This is a genomic window from Niabella terrae, assembly GCF_054783135.1.
This window is the reverse complement of record NZ_BAAGRD010000012.1, coordinates 157,232-181,123: the sequence shown is the minus strand read 5'-3', so window position 1 is coordinate 181,123 and position 23,892 is coordinate 157,232. Positions and strand designations below refer to the sequence as shown.

The 23,892-nt window shown below is 46.6% G+C and carries 11 protein-coding genes; all 11 read left to right on the top strand.

From position 1 onward, the window contains the following. The first annotated feature begins 179 nt into the window (after positions 1-179). The 11 genes from ACYVI9_RS13740 to ACYVI9_RS13690 all read left to right on the top strand — a co-directional run bounded on the left by ACYVI9_RS13740 (position 180) and on the right by ACYVI9_RS13690 (position 23,892). Positions 180-1,505 carry an IPT/TIG domain-containing protein gene (locus tag ACYVI9_RS13740; RefSeq protein WP_460765337.1) on the top strand — a complete coding sequence of 442 codons (1,326 nt, stop codon included), beginning with the start codon at positions 180-182 and terminating at the stop codon, positions 1,503-1,505. Positions 1,506-1,521: 16 nt separating this feature from the next. Then, positions 1,522-4,623, top strand: coding sequence for a SusC/RagA family TonB-linked outer membrane protein (locus ACYVI9_RS13735; protein WP_460765335.1), 3,102 nt, complete (start codon positions 1,522-1,524; stop codon positions 4,621-4,623). Positions 4,624-4,636: 13 nt separating this feature from the next. Beyond that, entirely contained in the window at positions 4,637-6,649 is a 2,013-nt protein-coding gene (locus tag ACYVI9_RS13730; protein ID WP_460765333.1) for a RagB/SusD family nutrient uptake outer membrane protein, read from the top strand. A gap of 10 nt (positions 6,650-6,659) precedes the next feature. Next, a complete protein-coding gene (locus tag ACYVI9_RS13725; RefSeq protein ID WP_460765331.1) occupies positions 6,660-7,622 on the top strand; it encodes a DUF4973 domain-containing protein in 963 nt (320 codons plus the stop codon). Positions 7,623-7,627: 5 nt separating this feature from the next. Further along, positions 7,628-7,975 (top strand): hypothetical protein, encoded by a 348-nt coding sequence (locus tag ACYVI9_RS13720; protein ID WP_460765329.1) that lies wholly within the window; start codon positions 7,628-7,630, stop codon positions 7,973-7,975. 127 nt (positions 7,976-8,102) lie between these two features. Next, on the top strand, positions 8,103-10,565 hold the full coding sequence (locus ACYVI9_RS13715) for a glutaminase domain-containing protein (protein WP_460765327.1): 2,463 nt from the start codon (positions 8,103-8,105) through the stop codon (positions 10,563-10,565). A 101-nt stretch (positions 10,566-10,666) separates the two neighbouring features. Next, positions 10,667-12,949: a GH92 family glycosyl hydrolase gene (locus ACYVI9_RS13710; RefSeq protein WP_460765325.1), complete on the top strand. Its 2,283-nt coding sequence runs from the start codon at positions 10,667-10,669 to the stop codon at positions 12,947-12,949. A 235-nt stretch (positions 12,950-13,184) separates the two neighbouring features. Beyond that, positions 13,185-15,407, top strand: coding sequence for a glycoside hydrolase family 2 protein (locus tag ACYVI9_RS13705; protein ID WP_460765323.1), 2,223 nt, complete (start codon positions 13,185-13,187; stop codon positions 15,405-15,407). A 768-nt stretch (positions 15,408-16,175) separates the two neighbouring features. Beyond that, positions 16,176-18,998, top strand: coding sequence for a SusC/RagA family TonB-linked outer membrane protein (locus ACYVI9_RS13700; RefSeq protein WP_460765321.1), 2,823 nt, complete (start codon positions 16,176-16,178; stop codon positions 18,996-18,998). Between the two features lie 12 nt (positions 18,999-19,010). Beyond that, a complete protein-coding gene (locus tag ACYVI9_RS13695) occupies positions 19,011-20,741 on the top strand; it encodes a RagB/SusD family nutrient uptake outer membrane protein (RefSeq protein WP_460765319.1) in 1,731 nt (576 codons plus the stop codon). A 22-nt stretch (positions 20,742-20,763) separates the two neighbouring features. Then, positions 20,764-23,892, top strand: a complete 3,129-nt coding sequence (locus ACYVI9_RS13690; protein ID WP_460765317.1) for a SusC/RagA family TonB-linked outer membrane protein — start codon at positions 20,764-20,766, stop codon at positions 23,890-23,892.

The following is a 23,892-nucleotide window of genomic DNA, read 5'->3' as shown; positions in this document are numbered from 1 at the left end:
GCTCTCGGTTGCTTTTGATGAGATTGCGTAAACCATAATTAATAAACAGCAAATTCCTATAGCCAACGAGATCTGGGCTTTAAAATACCCGTTCCACAGTGTATACGTCATGATGAACAGACCTGAGGTAGGTAGGAACCCGAACGTGCATTGCGACCTGAATTTTAAAAAAATGTCATATGAAATCTGGTGTAACAGCATCGTACCTGAAGCTTATTTTTAGTGCAGGGATCATGCTTTTTCTGGCAGTTTCCTGCAAAAAATCAGCTGAACCAACCGGAGGCGGCGTTCCATTCGATCCCACGCAACCTGTAGTAATCAATCATTTTACACCTGATAGTGGTGGGGTGAGCACACAAATGCTTATATACGGGGAGAATTTTGGGTCAGATGCCGGCCAGGTCGAAGTGTTTATTAATGATAAACCGGCTTCAGTAATCGGAGCTACCGGAAACATGTTATATGTGCTGGTACCCTCAAGAGCGGGTAGCGGCAAGGTAAAAGTTATCGTACATAATGGAGATCAGCAAACAGAAGTACTTACTGAAAGTAATTTCAGTTATATTTTCAGACCGTCAGTTAGTACACTTGCCGGATTTACGGACAAAGATGGCCGGACTTCCATTGTAGATGGTCCGATCGGCACAGCGCAGTTCGAAGAACCCTATTGGCTTGCTTTTGACGAACATAAAAATATTTACCTGTTGGAAGAATACAGGGGACTACGGATGATTGATTCCGCGTTGACAACCGTTACAACGAAGTTTCGGACGGGCAACGGATGGGACAGGCCAAGAACCATTTCTTTCAATCCCAGTTTTGATACGATGTATTTGACCAATGATCAGGGTAGCTGGGACGGTATTTGTACAGTAGTAGCCACCAAGGCACAGAATTTTAGCAGATGGAGTTCACTGATATACAGTAAGCAATGTAACGGAGGTGATGTGCAACCCCAGACAGGCGATTACTTTTTTAATTCCTATTCCAATGGTCAGGTATATAAATGGGACCGGACCAATCGAAATTCAAGGGAACTGTATCGGGTAGGTGATAATAGCTGGGAATTCAATATTCAGTTTGCTCCCAGTGGCGATTTTGCCTACATGGTTTCTAAAAACAGACATTATATATTAAAAGCTCGCTACAACCGCGAAACAAGAACACTGGACGCGCCTGTCTTTTTTGCCGGTGGCATTAACAATGCCGGTTATCAGGACGGTGTTGGGGCCAGTGCCCGCTTCAGGGAACCCCACCAGGGTGCTTTCGATGAAAATGATAATTTTTATGTGTGTGACGTGATGAATCATTGCATTCGCAAAATCACGCCCGAGGGAGTTGTTTCTACATTCGCAGGCCGTCCTACGCAATGGGGCTACGCAGATGGCGACCTGCGGGATGCCCAGTTTGACCGGCCGCACGGTATTATATATGACCAGGAACAGGGCGCTTTTTACATAGCCGACCAGAAGAACAGACGTATTAGGAAAATATCAACTGAATAAAATCAAAACTATTAGCATGAAGCAGTTTTTTGTATTAGTATTTTTTCTGATTACCGCTTTCAGTTGTATCCAGGCGCAGGAAATTTTAAAAATCGAAGGGGTGGTTACCGATCAGACCAATCAGGCGCTTGTAGGCGTCAGTATCTCGGTGAAAGACAAGGTCGGGGGAACGATGAGCAATGAAAACGGATTTTACAGTATCGAAGCGGAGCCATACAGCACCCTGATTTTCTCTTATGTGGGGTACAAGACGCAGGAGATTCAGATTAAAAACAAAAGTTTACTGAATGTTCAAATGCAAACCTCGGATTCAAGCGTGTTAAATCAGGTTGTGGTAACGGCGGTGGGTGCGCAGAAAAAGGCAACGATTCTTGGTGCCGTTACTTCAGTAGATATTGACGAGATTCGCACACCTACTGCCAATATCACCAACGGTCTGGCCGGCAATGTGGCAGGTATTATAGCCATGCAGGGTTCAGGTGAACCGGGAAATAACAATTCAGAGTTCTGGATCCGTGGTATCTCCACATTTGGTGCTAATCAGTCTGCCCTGGTACTGGTAGATGGCTTTGAACGGCCGTTTAACGAGATTAACATACAGGATATTCAATCGTTTTCAGTGCTTAGAGATGCCTCTGCTACGGCCCTTTACGGGTCAAAAGGGGCCAATGGTGTTATATTGATAACCACCAAGAAAGGGCGGGTAGGTAAGATTAATGTAAATGGCAGGGTAGAGTACGGTTATAATACCCGTACCCGGACCCCGAAGTTTGTAGATGGTTATACTTATGCCCAACTTTCAAATGAAGCGAGAACTACCCGTAATCTGGAACCGGTTTATACTGAAACAGAACTGGAATTGATCAAGAATGGTCTGGATCCTGATTTGTATCCCAATGTAAACTGGCAGGAAAAAATGCTTAGGGACGGCGCCAATTTTTACCGGGCAGCGATAGATCTGCAAGGTGGGGCGACCATTGCCAGATATTTTGTTTCTGTCAGCTATGTCAATGAAGAAGGGATGTATAAGTCGGACCAGGCCCTCAAGGACTATAGAACCAACGCGAACATGTCCCGATGGAATTATCGGGTGAATTATGATCTGGATGTCACAAAATCCACCACGCTGGCACTGGGCGTATCCGGGTTTCTGGAAAAGCAGAATTTCCCGGGTCTCAATAATCTAAATATCTGGTATTCTCTGATTGGACAGAACCCTGTGTCGATACCTTTTATGTATTCTAATGGCCTGGTACCCGCATTCGGAACCGGAAACAAAACCAACCCGTGGGTATTGGCTACGCAGACTGGTTATCGGGAACACTGGCAGAATAAGGTAGAAACCAACCTGACGTTAAACCAGCGGCTGGATGCTATTACCAAAGGCTTAAGAGCTACTGCCCGTGTGGCTTTCGATGCCAACAGCCTCAATAATATCAGCCGTATTAAATGGCCCGAACAGTATAATGTAGAACGTCGCAGGGACAGAGAAGGCAACCTGATTATGCACCGGATTTCGACAGAATCACTGCTCCATCAGGAATCAAGTTCGGCAGGGGAACGGGTGTATCAGACGGATGTCGAACTTTCTTACAACCGAAATTTCAATGAGAAACACCAGGTGGAAGGGCTGGTCCGTTCTTTTGTGCGGGAATACCGCCAAACCCAGAACCTCGGTACAGATATTATCAATGGTATTCCTAGACGTAATCTTTCACTTTCGGGAAGAGCGATGTACGGTTATATGAACCGGTACCTGCTAGAGGTGAATTTCGGGTATACGGGCTCCGAGAATTTTAAGAAGGGGCATCAGTTTGGTTTTTTCCCTGCGCTGGCAGTAGGTTGGAATATTGCTGAGGAAAAATTTGTGCAGGAGAATATGGATTGGCTGAAACAATTGAAAGTACGGTATTCAATTGGTGATGTGGGCAATGATTATTTTGGTAACGACGTTCGCTTCGCTTACCTGAGTACGATTGGCTATTATCCCAACGGAGACAACTTTCAGGTTTTTGATTTTGGAGAGCCGGGAAATCCTAATTTATACCCGATGCTGGGCTATCAGCAGGTCGCTTCAGATGCGCTCACCTGGGAAGTCGCCCGTAAACAGAATCTGGGCGTAGATATTAGCATTTTAAACAATTTATTTTCATTGACGGTGGACTTTTTTCAGGAGTCACGCAGTAATATATACATGAGACGGACCCAATTGTCCTCCATGATAGGCGTCACCAGTCAGCCCTGGGCGAATGTGGGCCAAATGGATAACAGGGGGATTGACGGTTATTTCAGCTTTAATAAAAAGATCGGTGCCGTTGATTTCAGTATGAGGGGCAATCTTACCTATGTGAAAAACAAAGTGATTGCCAGAGATGAACAGAAAACAATTTACCCCTATCAACTGCAACAGGGCTATCGGCTGGATCAAGCCAGGGGCCTGATCGCCCTGGGGCTGTTTAAAGACTATGAGGACATACGCAATAGCCCGGTGCAGAATTTTGATGCCGCGAATCCCGTCATGCCAGGAGATATAAAATATAAGGATATCAATGCTGATGGTCTGATCAATGACGATGATCGGGTACCTATTGGTGCCACCCGTACGCCTTCACTGATATATGGGATGGGTGCCTCCCTCAGATGGAAAGGCATCGATTTTAACCTGCTGTTTCAAGGGGCCGGCCGCTCTTCCTATTTCCTGAATGGGCCGACCGTATATCCGTTTGCTGAGGGGGAATGGGGAAATATTCTTTCTGAAGTTGCAGATCCCGGTAACCGCTGGGTGTCCAGGGATATTTCCGGCGATCCGGCTACTGAAAACATCAATGCGAAATATCCCAGATTGAGTTACGGGGGGAACGCCAATAATTATCGTCCATCTACTTACTGGTTACGGGATGGTTCCTATCTCCGGTTTAAGACTGTGGAGTTGGGTTATACCCTGCCTCAGAACTTCGCAAGTAAAGTGGGACTTTCTCATTCGAGAATTTACTTTTTGGGATATAACCTTTTTGTCTGGGATAAAGTTAAAGTCTGGGATCCGGAAATGGCCAGCAGCGATGGAACCCGTTACCCTTTATCCAAGACCTTCACCATGGGTATCACCTTCAAGTTTTAACATCTAATTGATTATGAATATGAAACATTTTCTGGTTTTTTTCATAGCCTTCATCGCGATTACAGCTTCCCTGGGTTCCTGTAAAAAATATATGGATTTCGACCACTTCTTTAAAGATCGGATGAACATAGATTCGATATTTACCAGGAAGGATTATTCGGATCAGTGGCTGGCAGACGTATATACCCATTTACGTGGGGAGAATGCGGATGTTGCCAGTAAGGGGCTTACACCCTTTAATCTGATCTCCGATGATATGTTTTTCGGAGATAGAGGCGATATTTATGACGCCAGAAGCATCAAAAATTACAAAAACGGCGAGTATAACGAAAGTTGGGCGCAGGGATCCTGGGGCTCCTGTTACCAGGGCATCAGAAAGGCTTCTATATATATCCATCATATCGATCGAAATATCGAAATGTCTTCGGACGAAATCGCTGATGGCAAAGCCCAGGCACGTTTTCTGAGGGCTTATTACTACTGGCTATTGCTTCGAAAATACGGGCCCATTCCACTGGTCCCTGATGAAGGTATTGATTATACCCTGGACTATCAGGATCTGGCACTACCCAGAAACAGTTACGATGAGTGTGCTGATTTTATTGCCGGCGAACTGGCGACCGCTGCATTGGACCTGCCTTTGAATCGCACCAATCGGGAGAAAGTGCGCCCGACCAAGGGTGCGGCGCTCGCGGCCAGAGCCAAAGTGTTGCTGTATGCGGCAAGTCCTGAATTCAATGGCAATACAGAAATGTCCGATCTGGTAGATGACCAGGGCCGTCAGCTGATTTCTTCACAGTATAACGAGGAAAAATGGGCCCGCGCTGCCGCTGCAGCAAAGGATGTGATCGACCTGAAAGTTTACCGGCTATTCACGGCTCCTTTCAATGAAGAAGATCAGGGTCCGGCACAACCCAAAACAATTCTCCCTCCCCATCATCCGGTATATTCAGAAGCTAATTTCCCGAATGGATGGAAGGATATTGATCCTTTTGAGTCTTACCGGCAATTGTTTAATGGCGCGGTCACCTATTCCAATAATCCTGAACTGATATTTTCCAGAGCCACGGAGATGGGTAGTACCAACGAAAATATATCTGCATTGGCGCTACACCAAACACCGCTTTCGATGGGAGGCTGGAATGCACATGGAATTACCCAGAAACAATGTGATGCTTATTATATGAATGATGGTTCGAATGTGCCGCTTCATCCCAGGGTGCCCGGATATACCGAGAATGATACAGACTATCCACCTTTACCGGCCAACGTGTCCTTGCAATATGCGAATCGCGAGCCCCGGTTTTACGCTTCAGTAGCTTATAATGGAAGTGTCTGGTACCGCTTGAGTGTTCTGGATGTCAATGAACGTTCCCGGCAGATATTTTATTACCGCGGTAAACAGGATGGCAAGTCGCCGGCCACGCCACAGTTTCATATCCGATCAGGAATAGGTGTCAAGAAATATGTAAATCCAATTGATTCCTATAAATCAGAACTGGCAGGATCTCAAATTATACCCAAAGTGGAACCCGCCATACGGTATGCAGAAGTGTTGCTGATTTATGCGGAATCGCTCAATGAATTAAAAGGCAATTATAGCGTCAGTTCCTACGACGGTACCACCAGTCATAACATTTCCAGAAATACGGACGAAATGAGTAAGGCCATCAGTCAGATTCGTATTCGGGGCGGTGTGCCTGATTTTGGTGCCGATATTTACGCATCTGCTGATCTGTTCAGAAAGGCATTGAAACGGGAACGGCAGATTGAGTTATTGGGTGAAAACCACCGGTATTATGATTTGAGGAGGTGGAAAGACGCGCCGGTAGAAGAAGCGATGCCTATCATGGGATGTAATATGGATATGCCAGAAGAGCAAAGAGACCTTTTCCATACACCGGTAGTGATTGCATCCATACCCACCATTTTTGTTAAGAAGATGTATCTGTGGCCCATATCCCATGATGAATTAAGGCGCAACGCCAGGCTAACTCAGAATCCTGGTTGGACAACTCCCTATTAAATTGATTATTATGAAGAAAATTTGTTTATTAATACTGCCTGTTCTGCTGATCTGCATTGCCTGTAACAAGGAGTGGACAGAAGAATTATTTGTGAAGGAAGTGGCCTTTGCAAAGAATGGCGTCGTAACAGTATATGCGAAGTTTAAGGACGAAGGCGGGCTGGTACCGGTAAAAGTGCCGGTGATTTTGGGAGGCTCTACCCGGAATAACGCAGATATACAGGTGACAATTGATATCGATGCGGATACGCTTACGGATCTGAATTTTGACCGTTTCCGACTAAGAGAAGATTTGTATTTTCATCAATTACCTCAAAAGAATTACGCATTCAAATCCATGACCACTACCATTCCGAAAGGAGCAGATATTGGTTATTTTGATCTGGATCTGAAACTGGAAGATTTGAATTTAATTAATAAGTATATTTTGCCGGTGAAAATCGTCTCGACTTCTCTTGATAATGTGTCAAGCTACCGGTGGTATAAGAAGTCACTGATGCAGATTATTCCATTCAATGACTTTTCCGGAAGTTATTCCAATGCAGGATTGGTCTGGAACCGGGATGTATCTGAGAACAGCCAGACAGCACTTACGACAACAAACAGGACGGCCTGGGTGGTAGATGAAAGGAGCGTATTCTTTTTTGCCGGCGTCGTGGATGAAGATGCGTATGATCGGGAAAAATACAAGATTATTGCGCGGTTCAATGAAGACAGCACCGTAACCCTGAGCGCACCGGATCCCGAAATTATGTTTTCTCAACAGGCGGGCACTTATACGGTGCAGGTGGAAAAGGATCCTGTAATACCTTATATGGAAAGGACACGCGTTACCATGAATCTTCAGTACTGGTATAGCGATATCAGCAATCCTGCTTTCCCACTGAATTATCGTTTTACCGGACCGATGACGTTGGAAATCACTCGGAATACGCAGATTCCTGACGAGGATCAACAAGTAAAAATTCAATAAGTCACTTGAAAAGCAGGTTTAAATATTTTGGTATATGTATTGCTGTTTTAATACTTGCTACGCCGGTATTTGCACAATCGGTGGCTAAAGTAAGTCGTTTTGCGGGTATGTGGCAGGTGACCGGACAGCGTTCTGGTAATAGGGACAGTAGTTTTGCATTGCCCCGTAATCATGATTTTAAATTGTTTGATAGTTTGGGTAATTTCAGGCATATCCTCTACTATAATGGTCGCTATATGGAACTCTCACATGGAAAGATTATGATAACTTCGGATTCGACTTATACAGAACTGTTAGAAAATATTTGGCCTTTCCTACTGCCCGGCAGGGAAAGATTATCTTTCGGTTTTTAAGTGATGATCAGTTTTTGATGAAATGGCATTTGATGAACGCGAAAGGTGAGGAAATATACACCAGGGTTCGATAAGGTTATTTACGATTTATCGCTAAGATTTTTTCAAACAAATAAATAATTATCTGATGTTGTGCGTTTTTAGTAAACCTATGTTATTGTTGGGATGTCTTGTTTCTATGTTGTGGTGCCAGGCACAGGAACGTAAAGCACCTTCCTATCCACTGATTACCCATGATCCGTATTTCAGTATCTGGTCAGATACAGATCAACTGCCCGATGCTGTTACAAAACACTGGACAGGGGCGGATCAGTCACTGACAGGGTTTCTGAGTGTGGATGGCAAATTGTACCGTTTTTTGGGTAAGGAAGAAACCGACTATCAAACGGTGTTGCCGGTTGCAACAGAGAAGTCATATACCGTATCCTACACAGTGAATAAACCCGCTGCAGGATGGAAAATGCCTGTATTTAATGAAGCAGGCTGGAAAAAGGGCCCGGCACCTTTTGGTGATGACCGGGAGGCCCGGACGAGTTGGCAAACGGATGATCTTTGGGTCCGCCGGTCCTTTACACTTACGGGAAATATGAAGGAACAATTGTACCTTAAAATCAGACACGATGATAATATTACAGTGTATCTGAACGGCGTAGAGATTTATAAAACGGAAGGTTGGATTCACAAGTATAAGTATATTAAAATTCCGAAAGCGGCTTCTTTATTAAAGAAGGGAGGAAATGTGCTGGCGGTACATATCAGGAATACTGCCGGTGGACGTCACCTTGATTTTGGATTGGTGCGTGAAAAGGCTTCCAGACTTAATGCCGGCATTCAGCCGGCGGTGCAACAATCTGTGAATGTTTCCGCGACCCAAACCAGTTATACCTTTAATTGTGGTCCGGTTGACCTGGACCTGAAATTTACTTCTCCCTTGGTCATCAATGACCTGGATTTACTGGCACGGCCGGTTTCTTATATAAGTTACAAAGTCAGATCCCGGGACCGACGTAGCAGGGACGTAAAACTATTGCTGACGGTCAGTTCAGATCTCGCCGTAAATACACCTGATCAGGAGGTAGCTGTATCCGGTTATCAGACCCAGGGTCTGTCGGTTTTAAAAACAGGTACCCTGTCGCAGGACTATTTGAAGCGAAAGGGAGATGATGTCCGTATAGACTGGGGCTATCTTTATGTGGCGGTTCCTCAGCATAAAAGCGAGCAGTTTGTCAGCCGGGATTATGAAACGGCGCTGCAATCCCTGAAAAGCGGGAAAACCCAACCGCTGTCAACTGAAAAGAAAGGCAAACGCTTCCTGTTGAATACTTTGACGAAGTTAAACGTCAACGATCCGAAGGAAAGTCATTTGTTACTGGGCTACGATGATATATGGTCGATTCAATATTTTGGAACCAATCTCAGACCCTGGTGGAACCAGCATAACAATACAACGATGGATCAACTGTTGGTAGCCGCTCAACAGGATTATGATGCGACGATACAGAAGTGTAAAGCTTTAGACGAACGCATTTATAAGGAAGCCCTGCAGGCAGGGGGCGAGGACTACGCGCGGCTTTGCGAAATTAGCTATCGACAGGTCATGGCAGCACACAAACTGGTTCGTAGCCCTCAGGGCGATTTACTCTGGCTATCGAAAGAGAATTTTAGTAATGGCTGTATCAATACCGTGGATCTGACTTATCCGTCAGCGCCTTTATTTTTAGTGTACAACCCCGATCTCGAAAAAGGTATGATGAACGGTATTTTTTATTACAGTGAGAGTGGACGCTGGAAAAAACCTTTTGCTGCGCATGACCTGGGCACTTACCCTCAGGCCAATGGCCAGGTGTATGGCGAAGACATGCCGGTGGAAGAGTCAGGGAATATGATCATTCTCGCTGCGGCCATTGCCAGAATGGAAGGTAATGCAGATTATGCGAAGCAGCACTGGCAGACCCTGACTACCTGGACCGATTATCTGGTAAAAGAAGGTTTTGACCCCGCCAATCAGCTGTGTACCGATGATTTCGCCGGCCATCTGGCGCGCAACGCCAATCTTTCATTGAAAGCCATTATGGGTATTGAAAGCTACGCCTATTTGGCCAAGATGATGGGAGAAACGGATATCTATAATAAATATCACGGGATCGCTGTATCCATGGTACCCAAGTGGATGCAACTTGCTGACGATGGCGATCATTACAGTCTGGCATTTGAGAAAAAAGGAACCTGGTCTCAGAAATATAATCTGATCTGGGATCGAGTGCTGCGGTTTCATATTTTTCCTGAAGAAGTGTTTCAGAAAGAGATGAAGTTCTATCTGAATCATCTGAATAAATACGGCCTCCCGCTCGACAGCCGCAAAACTTACACCAAAAGCGACTGGACCATCTGGACCGCCTGTTTAACTGGGAATGACCAGGATTTTAAACGGCTGGCAGGTCTTGTTTATAAATATGCCATCGAAACACCTACCAGGGTGCCATTAAGTGACTGGTATGAAACCACCACAGGAAGTAAGGTGGGTTTTCAGGCCCGCAGCGTGATCGGTGGCCATTGGATGAAGGTCCTGGACCATCAGTTAAACCAGTGAACTGCCGGCCACCTGGCTTTAGTACTGGCAGAAACTTCAGATTGCAGATGGACCTGTTCCATTTAATTTCCTGTAGTTTTACGCGAAAGAATTAGCATCATATGAAGAAAATTGGCTATGTTTTGCTGTTAATTATCTGTTGCCGGAACGGAAGTATCAGGGCACAGGATCTGGTACAGTATGTAAATACCCTCCAGGGCACCAACTCGAGTTTTGAGTTGACCCATGGCAATACTTATCCCACAACCGCGTTGCCTTTTGGGATGCATACCTGGACGCCACAAACCGGCAACAATGGAGATGGGTGGAAATACCAGTATGCCAAGAACACGATAAGAGGTTTTCAACAGGCGCATCAGTGCAGCTCCTGGACCAATGATTATGCTGTATTTTCTTTTATGCCGGCCATTGATCAGTTGCGTGTAAATGAAAATCAGCGGGCGTTGCGCTTCAGACATGAGAACGAGATCGCCAAACCCCATTATTATAAAGTGAAGTTTGACAATGATATTGTTACAGAAATTTCACCTACGGAGCGCGGCGCTCATCTCCGTTTCAGTTTTCCCGCAGGACATAAGGCTTTTCTGGTTTTAGACGGTTATACAGGATTAAGTGAAGTTCATATCCACCCGGAACAGAAAATGATCACTGGATTTGTCAATAACGGTAGAGGATTTCAGAAGGGATGGAAGAGCTATTTTGTGGCTGTTTTTGATCAGCCGTTTACGGCCAGCGGCACCTGGGATAATACAACTGATGCTATTCAACCAGGTAAACTTGCGGATCAGGGAAAGGGCAGGGGAGCTTATCTGGAATTTAAAGAAGCTGCAGTGGTGCAGGTAAAAGTCGCTTCTTCTTATATCAGTGCTGAACAGGCCCTGCTGAATCTGGAAAGGGAACTGGGAGGCGCAAACCGTCTGGAAGATACCAAATCCAGGGCAGCGGCAGTCTGGAATGACCATCTTTCCAAAATCCTTGTAGAAGGTGGCTCGGAAGCGGATAAAGCGACTTTTTATTCCTGCTTTTTCAGGGCCAGTTTGTTTTCCCGAAAGTTTTACGAACTGGATCCTCAGGGTCAACCCTATTATTTCAGTCCCTATGACGGCAAAGTGCATCGGGGATATATGTTTACGGATACAGGTTTCTGGGATACTTTTCGGGCGCAGTTCCCCCTCAATATATTATTGTATCCTACCATGCACGGCCGATATATGCAAGCCCTGCTGGACGCTCAGGCGCAATGCGGCTGGCTGCCTTCCTGGAGTTTTCCTAATGAACAGGGCAGTATGATTGGTAATCATGCCATTTCGCTGCTTACAGACGCCTGGGCAAAAGGGATCCGCAGTTTTGATCCGGCGCAAGCCCTGAAAGCCTATGTGCATGAGGCCAATAATAAAGGCCCCTGGGGGCCGGCTAATGGGAGGGACGGTTATCAGTGGTACAATCGTATCGGTTATGTGCCCTATCCGCAGGTCAGAGAGGCTACCGCCAAAACACTGGAATATGCCTATGACGATTTTTGCGGATACCGGTTGGCTGAAATGACGGGGCAGCAGCAGCTGCAAGAGCCTTTTGCTGCTTCTATGTATAATTATAAAAAGGTATATAATCCTTTAACAAGATTTATGGAAGGACGGGATGCGGCAGGGAAATTTTCTCCGGATTTTGATCCGGTGGAATGGGGCGGCCCATTTACGGAGGGCAATGGCTGGCATTGGGTCTGGTCGGTCTTTCATGATATCGACGGGTTAATTCAGCTCATCGGAGGTGACCAAACATTTTGTGCTAAGTTGGATTCTGTATTTTCGATACCGAATAACGTAAAAGTCGGGACCTACGGCGGAATGATCCACGAAATGACCGAAATGGTAAAAGCTGATATGGGACAATATGCCCATGGCAACCAGCCGATACAACATATGCCTTATCTGTATAATTACGCCGGTGCGCCCTGGAAATCCCAGTATCGGGTCCGTCAGGTAATGCGAAAATTATATAATGCCACAGAGAACGGTTATCCGGGAGATGAGGATCAGGGCCAAACATCGTCCTGGTATGTGTTGAGTGCGCTTGGATTTTATAGTGTATGCCCGGGAACAGATCAGTATGTGCTGGGCAGCCCATTGTTCAGAAAAGCGACCATAACGCTGGAAGACGGCAAAAAATTTGTCATACAGGCCGATGGAAACAGTGATCAGCATGTTTATATACGTTCTGCACGGCTCAATAAGAAACGCTACTCGAAAAATTATATCCGTTATTCGGATATCACCCGTGGTGGCAATTTTCAATTGCAAATGGACGACCAACCGAACCAAAAAAGGGGAATATCCCCGGCGGACCGGCCTTTTTCAGTTTCCCGGGACAGAACGGCTAAACCCTGACCCGGCCTGTACCTGATCCCTGAAAATCCCTGTATTTAAGGACCTTAACAGCAGGCTGACACATTTTTTATACAAATACATACAATATTGACAAGTGAATCTTCCGTAGGATTTTAGTTTTAACTTTCCTGCAGTCTGCAAATGCTGCCGGTTGAATTATTTAAATCCGCGACCCCGTCTGTTAAACGGACAGGTGCGCTATCCTACAAGTCAATAGAATATGCGATTGAAAAAAATGTTCCTTGCTATCCTGGTGTCGTCCAGTCTGTCTGCTACGGCACAATCCTACAAACCGGCACCAGCGGCCCTGATGACCGAATGGGGGGAACGGCTGACGCCGGACAATGCATGGCAACAATATCCCCGCCCCCAAATGAAACGCGCTGCCTGGCTCAACCTGAATGGTTTATGGGATTATCGGATTCAACCAAAAGGTTCTGGTGCGCCAGCTGACTATACGGGAAAAATTTTAGTACCATTCGGCATAGAGTCGGCGCTTTCCGGAGTTGGCAAACCGCTGTTACCCGACCAGGAACTCTGGTACCGTCGAAACTTTACCATTCCGGCGGACTGGAAGGGACGGGAGCTGATATTGCATTTTGAAGCAGTTGACTGGTATGCGAAAGTCTGGGTCAACGGACAACTGGTCGGCCAACATAAGGGCGGATCAGATCCCTTTTCCTTTAATATCACTTCATTTTTACGCAGCAGGGGACCCCAGCATCTGGTTCTGTCTGTATGGGACCCCACTGATGCGGATATACAGGCCAGGGGAAAGCAATCCCTGGAACCCAAAGGAATCTGGTATACAGCAGTATCCGGTATCTGGCAGACGGTCTGGCTGGAACCTGTTGCTAAATCACATATTTCCGGTCTGAATCCTGTGCCGGATATCGACCAGCATCGAATTGAATTTAATTTTCAAGCTGAAAATATAACAGCCGGTCACCAGTTGCGTATTGAAATAAAGGATCAGGGCCGGACGATCAAAGATACGCTGGTAGATTATCAGTCTGCTATCAGCATTCCACTTCAGGAGATCCGGTACTGGACGCCTGATCAACCCCAACTGTATCCAACCCGCATCAGTCTGCTCAAAAAGGGCCGGATCGTTGACAGCTTTCAGACTTATTTCGCCATGCGCAAGATCAGTCTTGTTAAAGATGCCAATGGATATCAGCGACTGGCCCTGAACAATAAGCCCCTTTTTCACCTGGGTACCCTGGATCAGGGCTGGTGGCCGGATGGTCTCCTGACACCGCCTTCTGAAGCGGCCATGATGTATGATATCGTCCAGCTGAAGAAGATGGGTTTCAATACGATTCGCAAGCATATCAAGGTAGAACCGTCCCGGTATTATTATATGGCCGATTCCATCGGGATGCTGGTCTGGCAGGACATGCCTTCCGGTTTACTATGGCCCAATGATCCTTCCCATGTAAAATATGAAGATGCCAAAGACTGGGTGCGTCCACCTGCTTCAGCCATTCAGTTCGAGAGCGAATGGAAATCGATCATGACCCACCTTAGATTTTTCCCTTCCATTGTCATGTGGGTGCCATTTAACGAAGGTTGGGGACAGTATGACACCAAACGGATAGCTGAATGGACAAAAACTTTTGATCCGACCCGTCTGGTTGACGCACCCAGCGGCTGGACCGACAGGGGGGTGGGTAACGTAGTGGATGTACATCAGTATCCTGGACCGGCGATGGAAGTACCTGAGTTGCATCCGGGACGTTCAATGGTACTCGGGGAATTTGGAGGACTGGGCCTGGTGGTGAACAATCATATATGGGATGCCCACAAAAGAAACTGGGGGTATAAGACCTATACGGAAGACTCGGTATTGATCCGTGAATACACCGAGTTGATGCACAATCTCTCTTTAATGGTCAAACGCGGACTGTCTGCCGCGATTTATACCCAAACAACCGACGTGGAAGGAGAGGTCAACGGGTTGATGACTTATGACAGGAAGGTCGTAAAAATTCCCATCAGGTTGTTACAGCGTTTGCACCATCCGATCTATGAAAATCCGGATGGACATTTGCAGTTTTTAAACCAGTCAACAGAAACCAGCCGTCCTAACATTCACTATCGGTTGAACAAGCCCGCAGCTGACTGGCTGCAGCAACCGGAGGCCTTTTTATCGTCCCTGAAACCGGTGGAGGTAGAGAAGGGCGGCAATGTTTATGCCTATCAGGAGTTCAATCTCGACCAGATCCCTGATGCACTGGGTATGAAGCTGTATGCTTCCGGCGATTTTTCTGTATACATCAATGGCGTAAAAATTTGGTCTGAGGATCGGGTGCGTATCAAAAGACATTACGATGATATCAACCTTTCAATGGGACTGCGCTTGTTGCACACCGGAAAAAACCGGATAGCTGTTATCGCAAGTAATGCAGAAAGAAAGGTCAATTTTGATTTTTCCTTATACCAATGGCGGCGATAGTCCATATGCAGTAAAGGAAGGGACAAAAGCGCATAATTTTTTCAAATCACCGATCAGCTTCATTCAGACGCGCGTCGGGTCGAAGGGGCCGCCTGAAGCTGGTTCGTTAACGATCAGGTTTTCCGGAATATTCGAATCAGCTCCCTGATACCGCCATCGTGCAAAAAATATAGTAAGTACCGCTTAGTCAGTAATTACTGAGTGGGTAGGTGATGCCACAGTTCGTCGCCCATTCAGTCGACACAGAAAAAAATAAGCCATTGTAAGTCTACTTATTTTGTAGACTAATATGATTCTCTTACTTTTGCGCGAAACCTGCTGAAAATATGTATCAAGAACAAATATGTATGTACAAGATGAAGATGATAAATAGGCGCGATATTGCCTTTTTCTGCGTTAGTAATACAAAATTTACAATATTTCATACAATAGTTAAAGTCTGTTGTCCTGTCTGCATCTATCTTTCCGCTGTTATTAGTTAAAGACTTCGTAACGCCTGATATTGTCCCCAGTGCAATACAGTTGCCTTTCGACTACCAGTTGCAGTGATGCAATTGGTCGGTTGATCATTGTCTGAAGTAACAACGATTGTAGCAGCTTGCCGCCCGGATTGGAAATAACCGGTGATTTCCTGTATACAATTTATTAATAGCTGATACCTGCTGTAAAAGACCTGGGGTCGATAGAATATGATTTCTGTGCGCAATTCAAATCTCATTGCCACCTCGGAACTGCGTTTGAAATATTGAGCGAAAAAAAATACAAAGCATGAAAATACTGCATGTGAAAAAAAGCTTTTTTGCCGGACTACTGGTAATTATTTTCTCTGCCACAGGTCTACGCCTGGATGCACAAACCAGTGATACCCTGGATTTGGGTTACCGTAAAATAGCGAAGGAGGATTTTAATGGTGCGTCTTATACGATAACAGCTGAGGATTTACGCAATTTGCCCGTGACCAACCTCACCAATCTCTTATCGGGGCTGGTACCCGGATTTTTCTCCGTTCAAACATCCGGAGGCACAGTAAATGAAGCCGCCGATTACTGGATACGGGGTATTCGGACCAATGCGGAAGGCGTGTTGGTATTGGTTGACGGCCAGGAACGGGTTTTTGGAATTTTAAGTTCTAATGAAGTTGAATCCATCACAGTGGTTAAAGATGCGCTGGTTACTGCACTATATGGAACCCGGGCTGCCAACGGCATCATCTTCGTCAATACCCGCAAAGGCAATAAGGGGCGTCCACAGATCCAACTTACTTCCCAGCTGATCAATCAGCAACCACTCGGCCAGCTGACTTCTGTAAATGCAGCAGCTTATGCCCGTAATTATAATGCGGCGCTCGCATCAGATGGCCTGGGTACATCCAACCGCTATTCCACATATGATCTCGGTCAATATGACCAGGCCGGACGTAATGAAGAACTATACCCTGATATCAATTGGAGGGATCAATATTTTAAATCCAGTAACTGGGTACAGAAACATAATCTGAGTATATCCGGCGGCTCGGACAAGACCCGCTATTTTATCAATGCCGGTTTTCTGAATCAGGCGGGTATGTTTGAAACAGATCAGGAGTCGGCCTACAGTACCAATAATACGACCAGTCGTTACAATCTGCGTTCCAATCTGGAAGTGGACGTAACAAAAACCACCCTGCTGAATCTGGATCTTTATGGCTGGTTTGACAAACAGAATCGTCCTGGTGGTGATTCTTACGGAGCGTATAATGCCCTGGTGACCACGCCGTCCAATGCTTTTCCTGCCTATTACATCGATCATGGAAATTATCTTGACCAGGAAGGCAATCGCGTTCAGGGCATCAATGGAAAAATAACTGCCGGCAGCAGTCTGGCTTCGAACCCCTGGGCCTTACTCAACCGTAACGGCTATTCCATCCTTAACCGGGTATACGGATCTTTCAGAGCCAGGCTGACCCAGGAACTTTCCTTTCTGACTGAGGGGCTGCAGGCTTCTGCCAGCTTATCGATGGACAGTTATACAGCAGCGGTTACCGACAGAAGTAAGTCATTTGCCTATTACAGTCTTTCAGAAGCGGGTTCTGATGTGCTTAGAAAAACCAACACGGATGGTACAATGGATAATTCGGTATCGGACAGGGCCAGTGAAGCCAGAACTGCTTTGGATTTTCAACTGAGTTATGATAAATCCCTGAACAAACACCATATTACAGCGACTACTTTCTACAGTCAATACGAATTTGACAATCAGACATCCATTCCCAGCCGGTTCCAGACCATTGGTGCTTGGCTGGGTTATCAATATGACCATCGGTATGGAATCGATCTGACCGGGTCCTATCATGGGGTTTACAAATTCGCACCCGGGAAACGCTTTGGTTTTTTCCCGGCAGCAGCAGCAGGCTGGACTGTTTCAAATGAATCCTTCTTTAAAACCCTCCGACCCGTAGTGTCGTATTTCAAGCTCAGGGGCTCTTATGGCCTGGTTGGCAATCAAAGAGGGGTTTCAGAGTTTCAGTTCAAAACGAGGTTGAATCAGGAATCAGCCGTCTACTGGTTTGGCAATGCCATGAATGCCAAGCAGGGTTATGTAGAAGACATTATAGCCAATCCTGGTCTCACCTGGGAGAAAGCAAGTCAGCTTAACCTGGGCGCCGATCTGCGTCTGTTCGACAATCGGTTCAGTTACCACTTTGATTATTTCCGGGACCGGCGCACCGATATGTATATGGTCAATAATAATGTGACTTCATTGTTGGGCACGGTGGCTACGATTCAGCAGAATATCGGGGAGATGGAATCAAAGGGTTTTGAAATGGCCGCCTATTGGAACAGTAGCGTCGGAGCTGTCAACTATATGCTGGGTGGGACTTATTCCCGGACCAGTAACCTGAACATTACTACCGGAGAGATCACAGAACCGTACTACTGGTTGCAGAGTGCGGGTTATGGTAGGGGCATCCGGACCGGTTATGTCGCCACCGGCCTCTTCCGATCCTACGAAGAAATCGCAGCTTCCCCCACCCAGACTTTTTCCGATGTACAGCCTGGTGATATCAAATACCGGGATGTTAATGGCGATGGACGCATCGACCGCAACGACCAGGTGCCACTGGATTACGGTAACGTGCCCCAGATTTTTTACGGGATACATGCGGCGATGTCCTACAAGGGACTGGGGTTGACAATACTCTTGCAGGGAGCAGCCCAAACCACCCAGATGCTGTCCGGCAAAGTGGCGTTTCCTTTTTATGATAATGGCACCATGTATGCACACCAGCTGGATTACTGGACGCCTGATCGTCCCGATGCAACTTATCCGAGAATTTCCACCCTGAACAGTAATGTGAACAATAGCCAGACATCGTCATTCTGGATTCGTGACGCCAGCTATTTGCGATTGAAAACGCTCGAATTGTCTTATGATTTTTCAGAGCGAATCCTCCGCGAATCCTTTATAAAGAACCTGAGATTATTTGTCAACGGCTATGATCTGTATGTCTGGACCCGTAATGGTTCCCCGCTGGATCCGGAAGACGGTGGGGGTTCCGGTTCGATGCCATTGACCAGAAATATGAGTGCGGGATTTTCCATCAGATTTTAAACGGATTAGATTATGAAAACCATGCGTAATAAACTGATATACGGCATGCTGCTCTTACCGCTGGCAGCCTGTCATTATATGGATGAGACGCCTTATGACTGGGCACAGCCAGAAGATGTGTTCTCCATGGAAGCCAGTTATGAGAAACCGATTTCTCAGGCGTATTCCTATCTCAAAGGTGGGTTCAACCGTGTTTCGGGATCCTTTCTGGATGCTGCCACTGATGATGGAATGAGTACCATCAGCACTTCTGCTATTCACCGTCTCTCGCGTGGTTATGCCACATCGAGCAATCCTGTTGAATCCTGCTGGGATGATTCTTATAAGGGGATTCGTCAGGCACTTTTTGTTCAGAAAAGTCTCGCCGAAATTGAGTTAGTGCTCAACAATAAGAGCAGCGAGGATGTGCTTGAGATTAAGAATATCTACTCCGGCGAAATGTACTGTTTGCGGGCGCTTTATGAATACGACCTGCTGCGGCATTATGCGGGGTACCCGATTGTGGATCAGTATTACAGCCTGGGTGATGACCAGCTTGGTCAGCTGGCGCGCAGTTCCTTTGCGGATTGTGTCAGTCATATTACACGCTTATGTGATTCTGCAGCCAAATACCTGGATGTTACGCCCATTGGCAATAACAGTGGTTTTGGCAGAATGACCCGGGGTGCGGCCCTGGCCATCAAGGCTAAGACTCTGGTGCTGGCGGCGAGTCCGCTATTCAACCAGGGTAGCAATAACAATGCACTCACCGGCTATGTGAACGGGGGCGTTGCGGAACAACAGGGTCGATGGGAGGCTGCAGCGGCTGCCTGTGCTGCGGTGATCAATCTGAAGAAAGACAACGGGTCACCAATGTATTCCCTGCAGGGTAATTACCAGAACCTGTTTACCAGTTCACCTAATAATGAATATATCGTTTTTGTAACGGCGGCAAAATCCAATGGTTTGGAAAACCGGCAGTTCCCGCCTACTTTATCCAGGAACCAGGGCGGGGGAACGGTACCTACCCAGGAATTCGTAAATGCATTTACCATGGCTGACGGTACTGATTATACCGGAGGGGCTCCTGAAGATCAGTACAGCGACCGCGATCCCCGCCTCGCATTCATTGTAGGTTATAATGGTGCCAAATACGGCGGCCTGGGCACCATCCAGACCAAGACCGGTACCGGTGCCACAATCGACGGACTGAATATTACAAAGGACCGTTCTACCAATACGGGTTACTATCTGCGTAAATTCCTGGACTTTAATGTGAACTTTTCGAAAGCCAGTCCGGGCAATGCTTTCCATCTGTTTCCCCTGACAAGACTGGCAGACGTTTTACTTCTCTATGCGGAGGCCATGAATGAAGTTAATGGACCCGATGCCGATCCGCAGGGTTATGGATTGACCGCCCGCCAGGCTGTCCAACAGGTTCGCGACCGAGCAGGTTTCAGCACAGATCAGTATCTGGATGGTGTAACAGATATCGCTGCCATGCGCGCAAAGATCAGGCAGGAAAGGAGGGTGGAGCTGGCATTTGAAGAGCAACGTTATTTTGACCTGCGACGATGGATGGAAGGCAGCAGGCTCAGTAATCCGGTTACCGGCGTTCATTTTGAACAATCGGGCAGCAACCTTTCCGGCAGTTATTTTACTGTTGACGGGCTCCGGCATTTTGATTCCAAAATGTACCTGCATCCCATTCCTTATGGAGAAACGAAGATCTCTCCCCAAATAATACAAAATCCAGGCTGGTAACTGATAAATTATGTATACGATTATGAGAAGAATATTATTACTCACCTTACTATTGGTCCTAGGCAGATACTGTGATGCGCAAACGGTGATCAGTGGTACCGTTACAGATGAAGACGGCAAAGCACTGAGTGGCGCTACGGTGGCACAGCAGGGAGCAACCAGTGCTGCCATGGCGGATGTAAACGGGAAGTACGAACTGCAACTCGATCCAGGGGAATCCAGGGTACTTTTATTTTCGATGATCGGTTTTGCCGATCAGCAGGTTAATATCGGCTCGGAAACTGTAATCGATGTACAATTGAAGAGCACTACCAAAGATTTGGATCAGGTGGTGGTAGTGGGGTATGGTACGCAACGCAAAGTATCTGTAACCGGTGCCATATCGAATGTTGGCGCTTCCGAGCTCAAAAGCGTGCCCGTTTCCAGCGTTACCAATGCACTTACCGGCCGGGTGCCCGGTTTGATTACCCGGCAGACCAGTGGCCGACCCGGGCAGGATGATGCAGCCTTATTTATCCGCGGTAGGGCTACATTTAATAATGCTGCACCGCTGGTATTGGTCGATGGCGTGGAGCGGGATTTCACCCAGATAGAAAGTGAAGACATTGCGAGTGTTTCTATATTGAAAGACGCTTCTGCCACTGCGGTATACGGTGTAAGAGGTGCTAATGGAGTGGTACTGGTGACTACCAAAAGAGGCCGGCAGGGCCAGTCCAGAATAAATTTTAATGCGGAGTATGGTATCACTCATTTCAATCGCCTGACCAAGGCCCTGAATGCTGAAACTACTTCATTGTTTCAGCGTGAGGGAACCGTCAATATGGGGCTCGATCCTTCGATAATTTCCAATACCAGTAATTTTCCGGTGGCCGAATACGACAACTATCTCTACCGGACCCACCTGAGTCCCTTTACCCATGCAGACAATGATTTTATTGAAACTTTTACCCGTCCCGGCCGGCAGCAGAAATACAATATCAATATTTCGGGAGGGAACAAAGTCGTCAAGTATTTTGTTTCTGCCGGATATTTTAACCAGCAGGGGATGTTTGAAGCCGATATTGATGCGCTGCGGGAAACACCCGTTCTTCGGCAGCTCATTGACTTGTCACCTGAAGTAGATGCTGCGCTTCAAAAAAAGGATTATGATGCAGCTTATTATTTTCAACGGATCACAACCCGCTCTAATATCGATATCAACCTAAGTGAAGATTTCAAACTGGGTGTGAACATGTCCTACCTGTTCAAAAAGGAAAACCGACCTGCTACTTACGATGGCCTGTCCAGTAAGGCAGAGAACCTACGGCTTTTCGCTTCTTTTTACCGGAATGCCCCCCAGGCTTTTCCGCTGATGAATCCCAACGGTAGTTTTGGCGGTGCCGTAGGTGTGTGGCGACAAAACCCGCTGGTGACGATCGCCAATACTGGTTTCAGGTCCGATTTCTCCAATCAACTGCAAACGGCTTTTACGTTTAACTATAATTTACGAAAACTGCTCAAGGGACTTTCCGTTGACGGACGGTATGCTTTTGATGTCGATTGGAGCAATTGGCGCGGCATGCAATGGCGTCCCTATTTGTATGCTTTTAATACAGAGGACAGTTCTTATCTCCAGGGGTTGGCTGGTGTACTTCCGAACCAGGGATCGGGAAAAACCTCCGCTACCTATGCGCAATGGATCGAACTCGCCATGCGGTACAAAACCAAGATTGGCCTCAAGCATAATATTTCGGCAGTGGTCCTGGGAAATTATATTTCCAATTCCGTTCCCGGTGGCCAGTATTCTTATGTACCGCATGTCTATCAGGCACTGATCGGTAGATTGAACTATGACTATGACAACAGGTATCTGCTGGAAGTCAATACGGGTTATAACGGTTCCAATCGTTTTTCCAAAGGCCATCAATATCAGTTATTTCCTTCGGTTTCTTTTGGCTGGATATTGACCAATGAATCTTTTCTGCCAAAAACTGATTGGTTGAACTTTATTAAGTTAAGGGGATCTTTCGGTCAGGTAGGTAACGATAAGCTGGGTGGGTTCTCCTATTATTACCGATCCACATATGAAAATGGCGCATCCTATTCTTTTGGTGAGACCCAGAATCCCGCCGTTACCGGGCTGCAACAGGGGCGTTTGGCCAATGACAATATCCGCTGGGAGACAGCTTCCAAGTACAACCTGGGTCTGGATACCCGCTGGCTTCGCAGCCGGCTCAGTCTGAATGTAGATCTGTTCAAGGAACATCGTACCGATATTCTGACGATTCCCGCGCAGTACCTGATTGCGGCGGGCGTAAACAGCCTGGCCCCCGAAAATATTGGTGTCGTGGACAATAAAGGTTATGAATTGGAATTGGGCTGGCAGGATACATTTGGTACAGAAGGCAATTATTTCATGAAAGCTATTTACTCATTTGCACGTAATAAGATTATTGAAATGAGCGAGTCCAGCCAGCCTTACGATTATATGATGTCCACGGGGCGTTCCATTGACCAGTTTATGGGCTATTTGTTTGATGGATTTTTCCAGTCTTATGAACAGATTGCAGCGGCACCTCAGCAATTCGGTCTGTCGAATCTTTCTCCAGGTGATATCAAATACAAGGATATTAACCAGGACGGAATTATCGATCAGAATGATCAGTCTGCAATAGGGTATAGTACGGTCCCCGAGATTACTTACTCCTTTTCGGCTGGCATTAGTTATAAAGGCGTGGACCTGAGTCTGCTGTTTCAGGGAGCGGCCCGCAGTTCAGTTTATATGGCCGGTGACCTCGGCTGGGACAATAGCTGGGGGAATTATTACGAAGAGCATGTCAATCGCTGGACACCGGAGACCGCCGCCTCGGCTACTTATCCGCGTTTCCTGCAAAAAGCCGATGGTAATAATCAAAACTATTATCTGTCGGATTTCTGGTTGCGCAATGGTCGCTATCTGCGCCTGAAGAATGTACAATTGGGTTATACAATGCCCAAACGTCTCTACAGACGGGTGCCTATGACTTCGATTCGTTTCTTCGCCAATGCCTTTAACCTGATCACATGGGACGAGGTAAAACGGATCGATCCGGAGTCCAGTCCTGACCGGAATGTTGGTCAGTTCTATCCGCAACAGCGCGTGATCAATTTTGGTGTTAATGTTGGCTTTTAA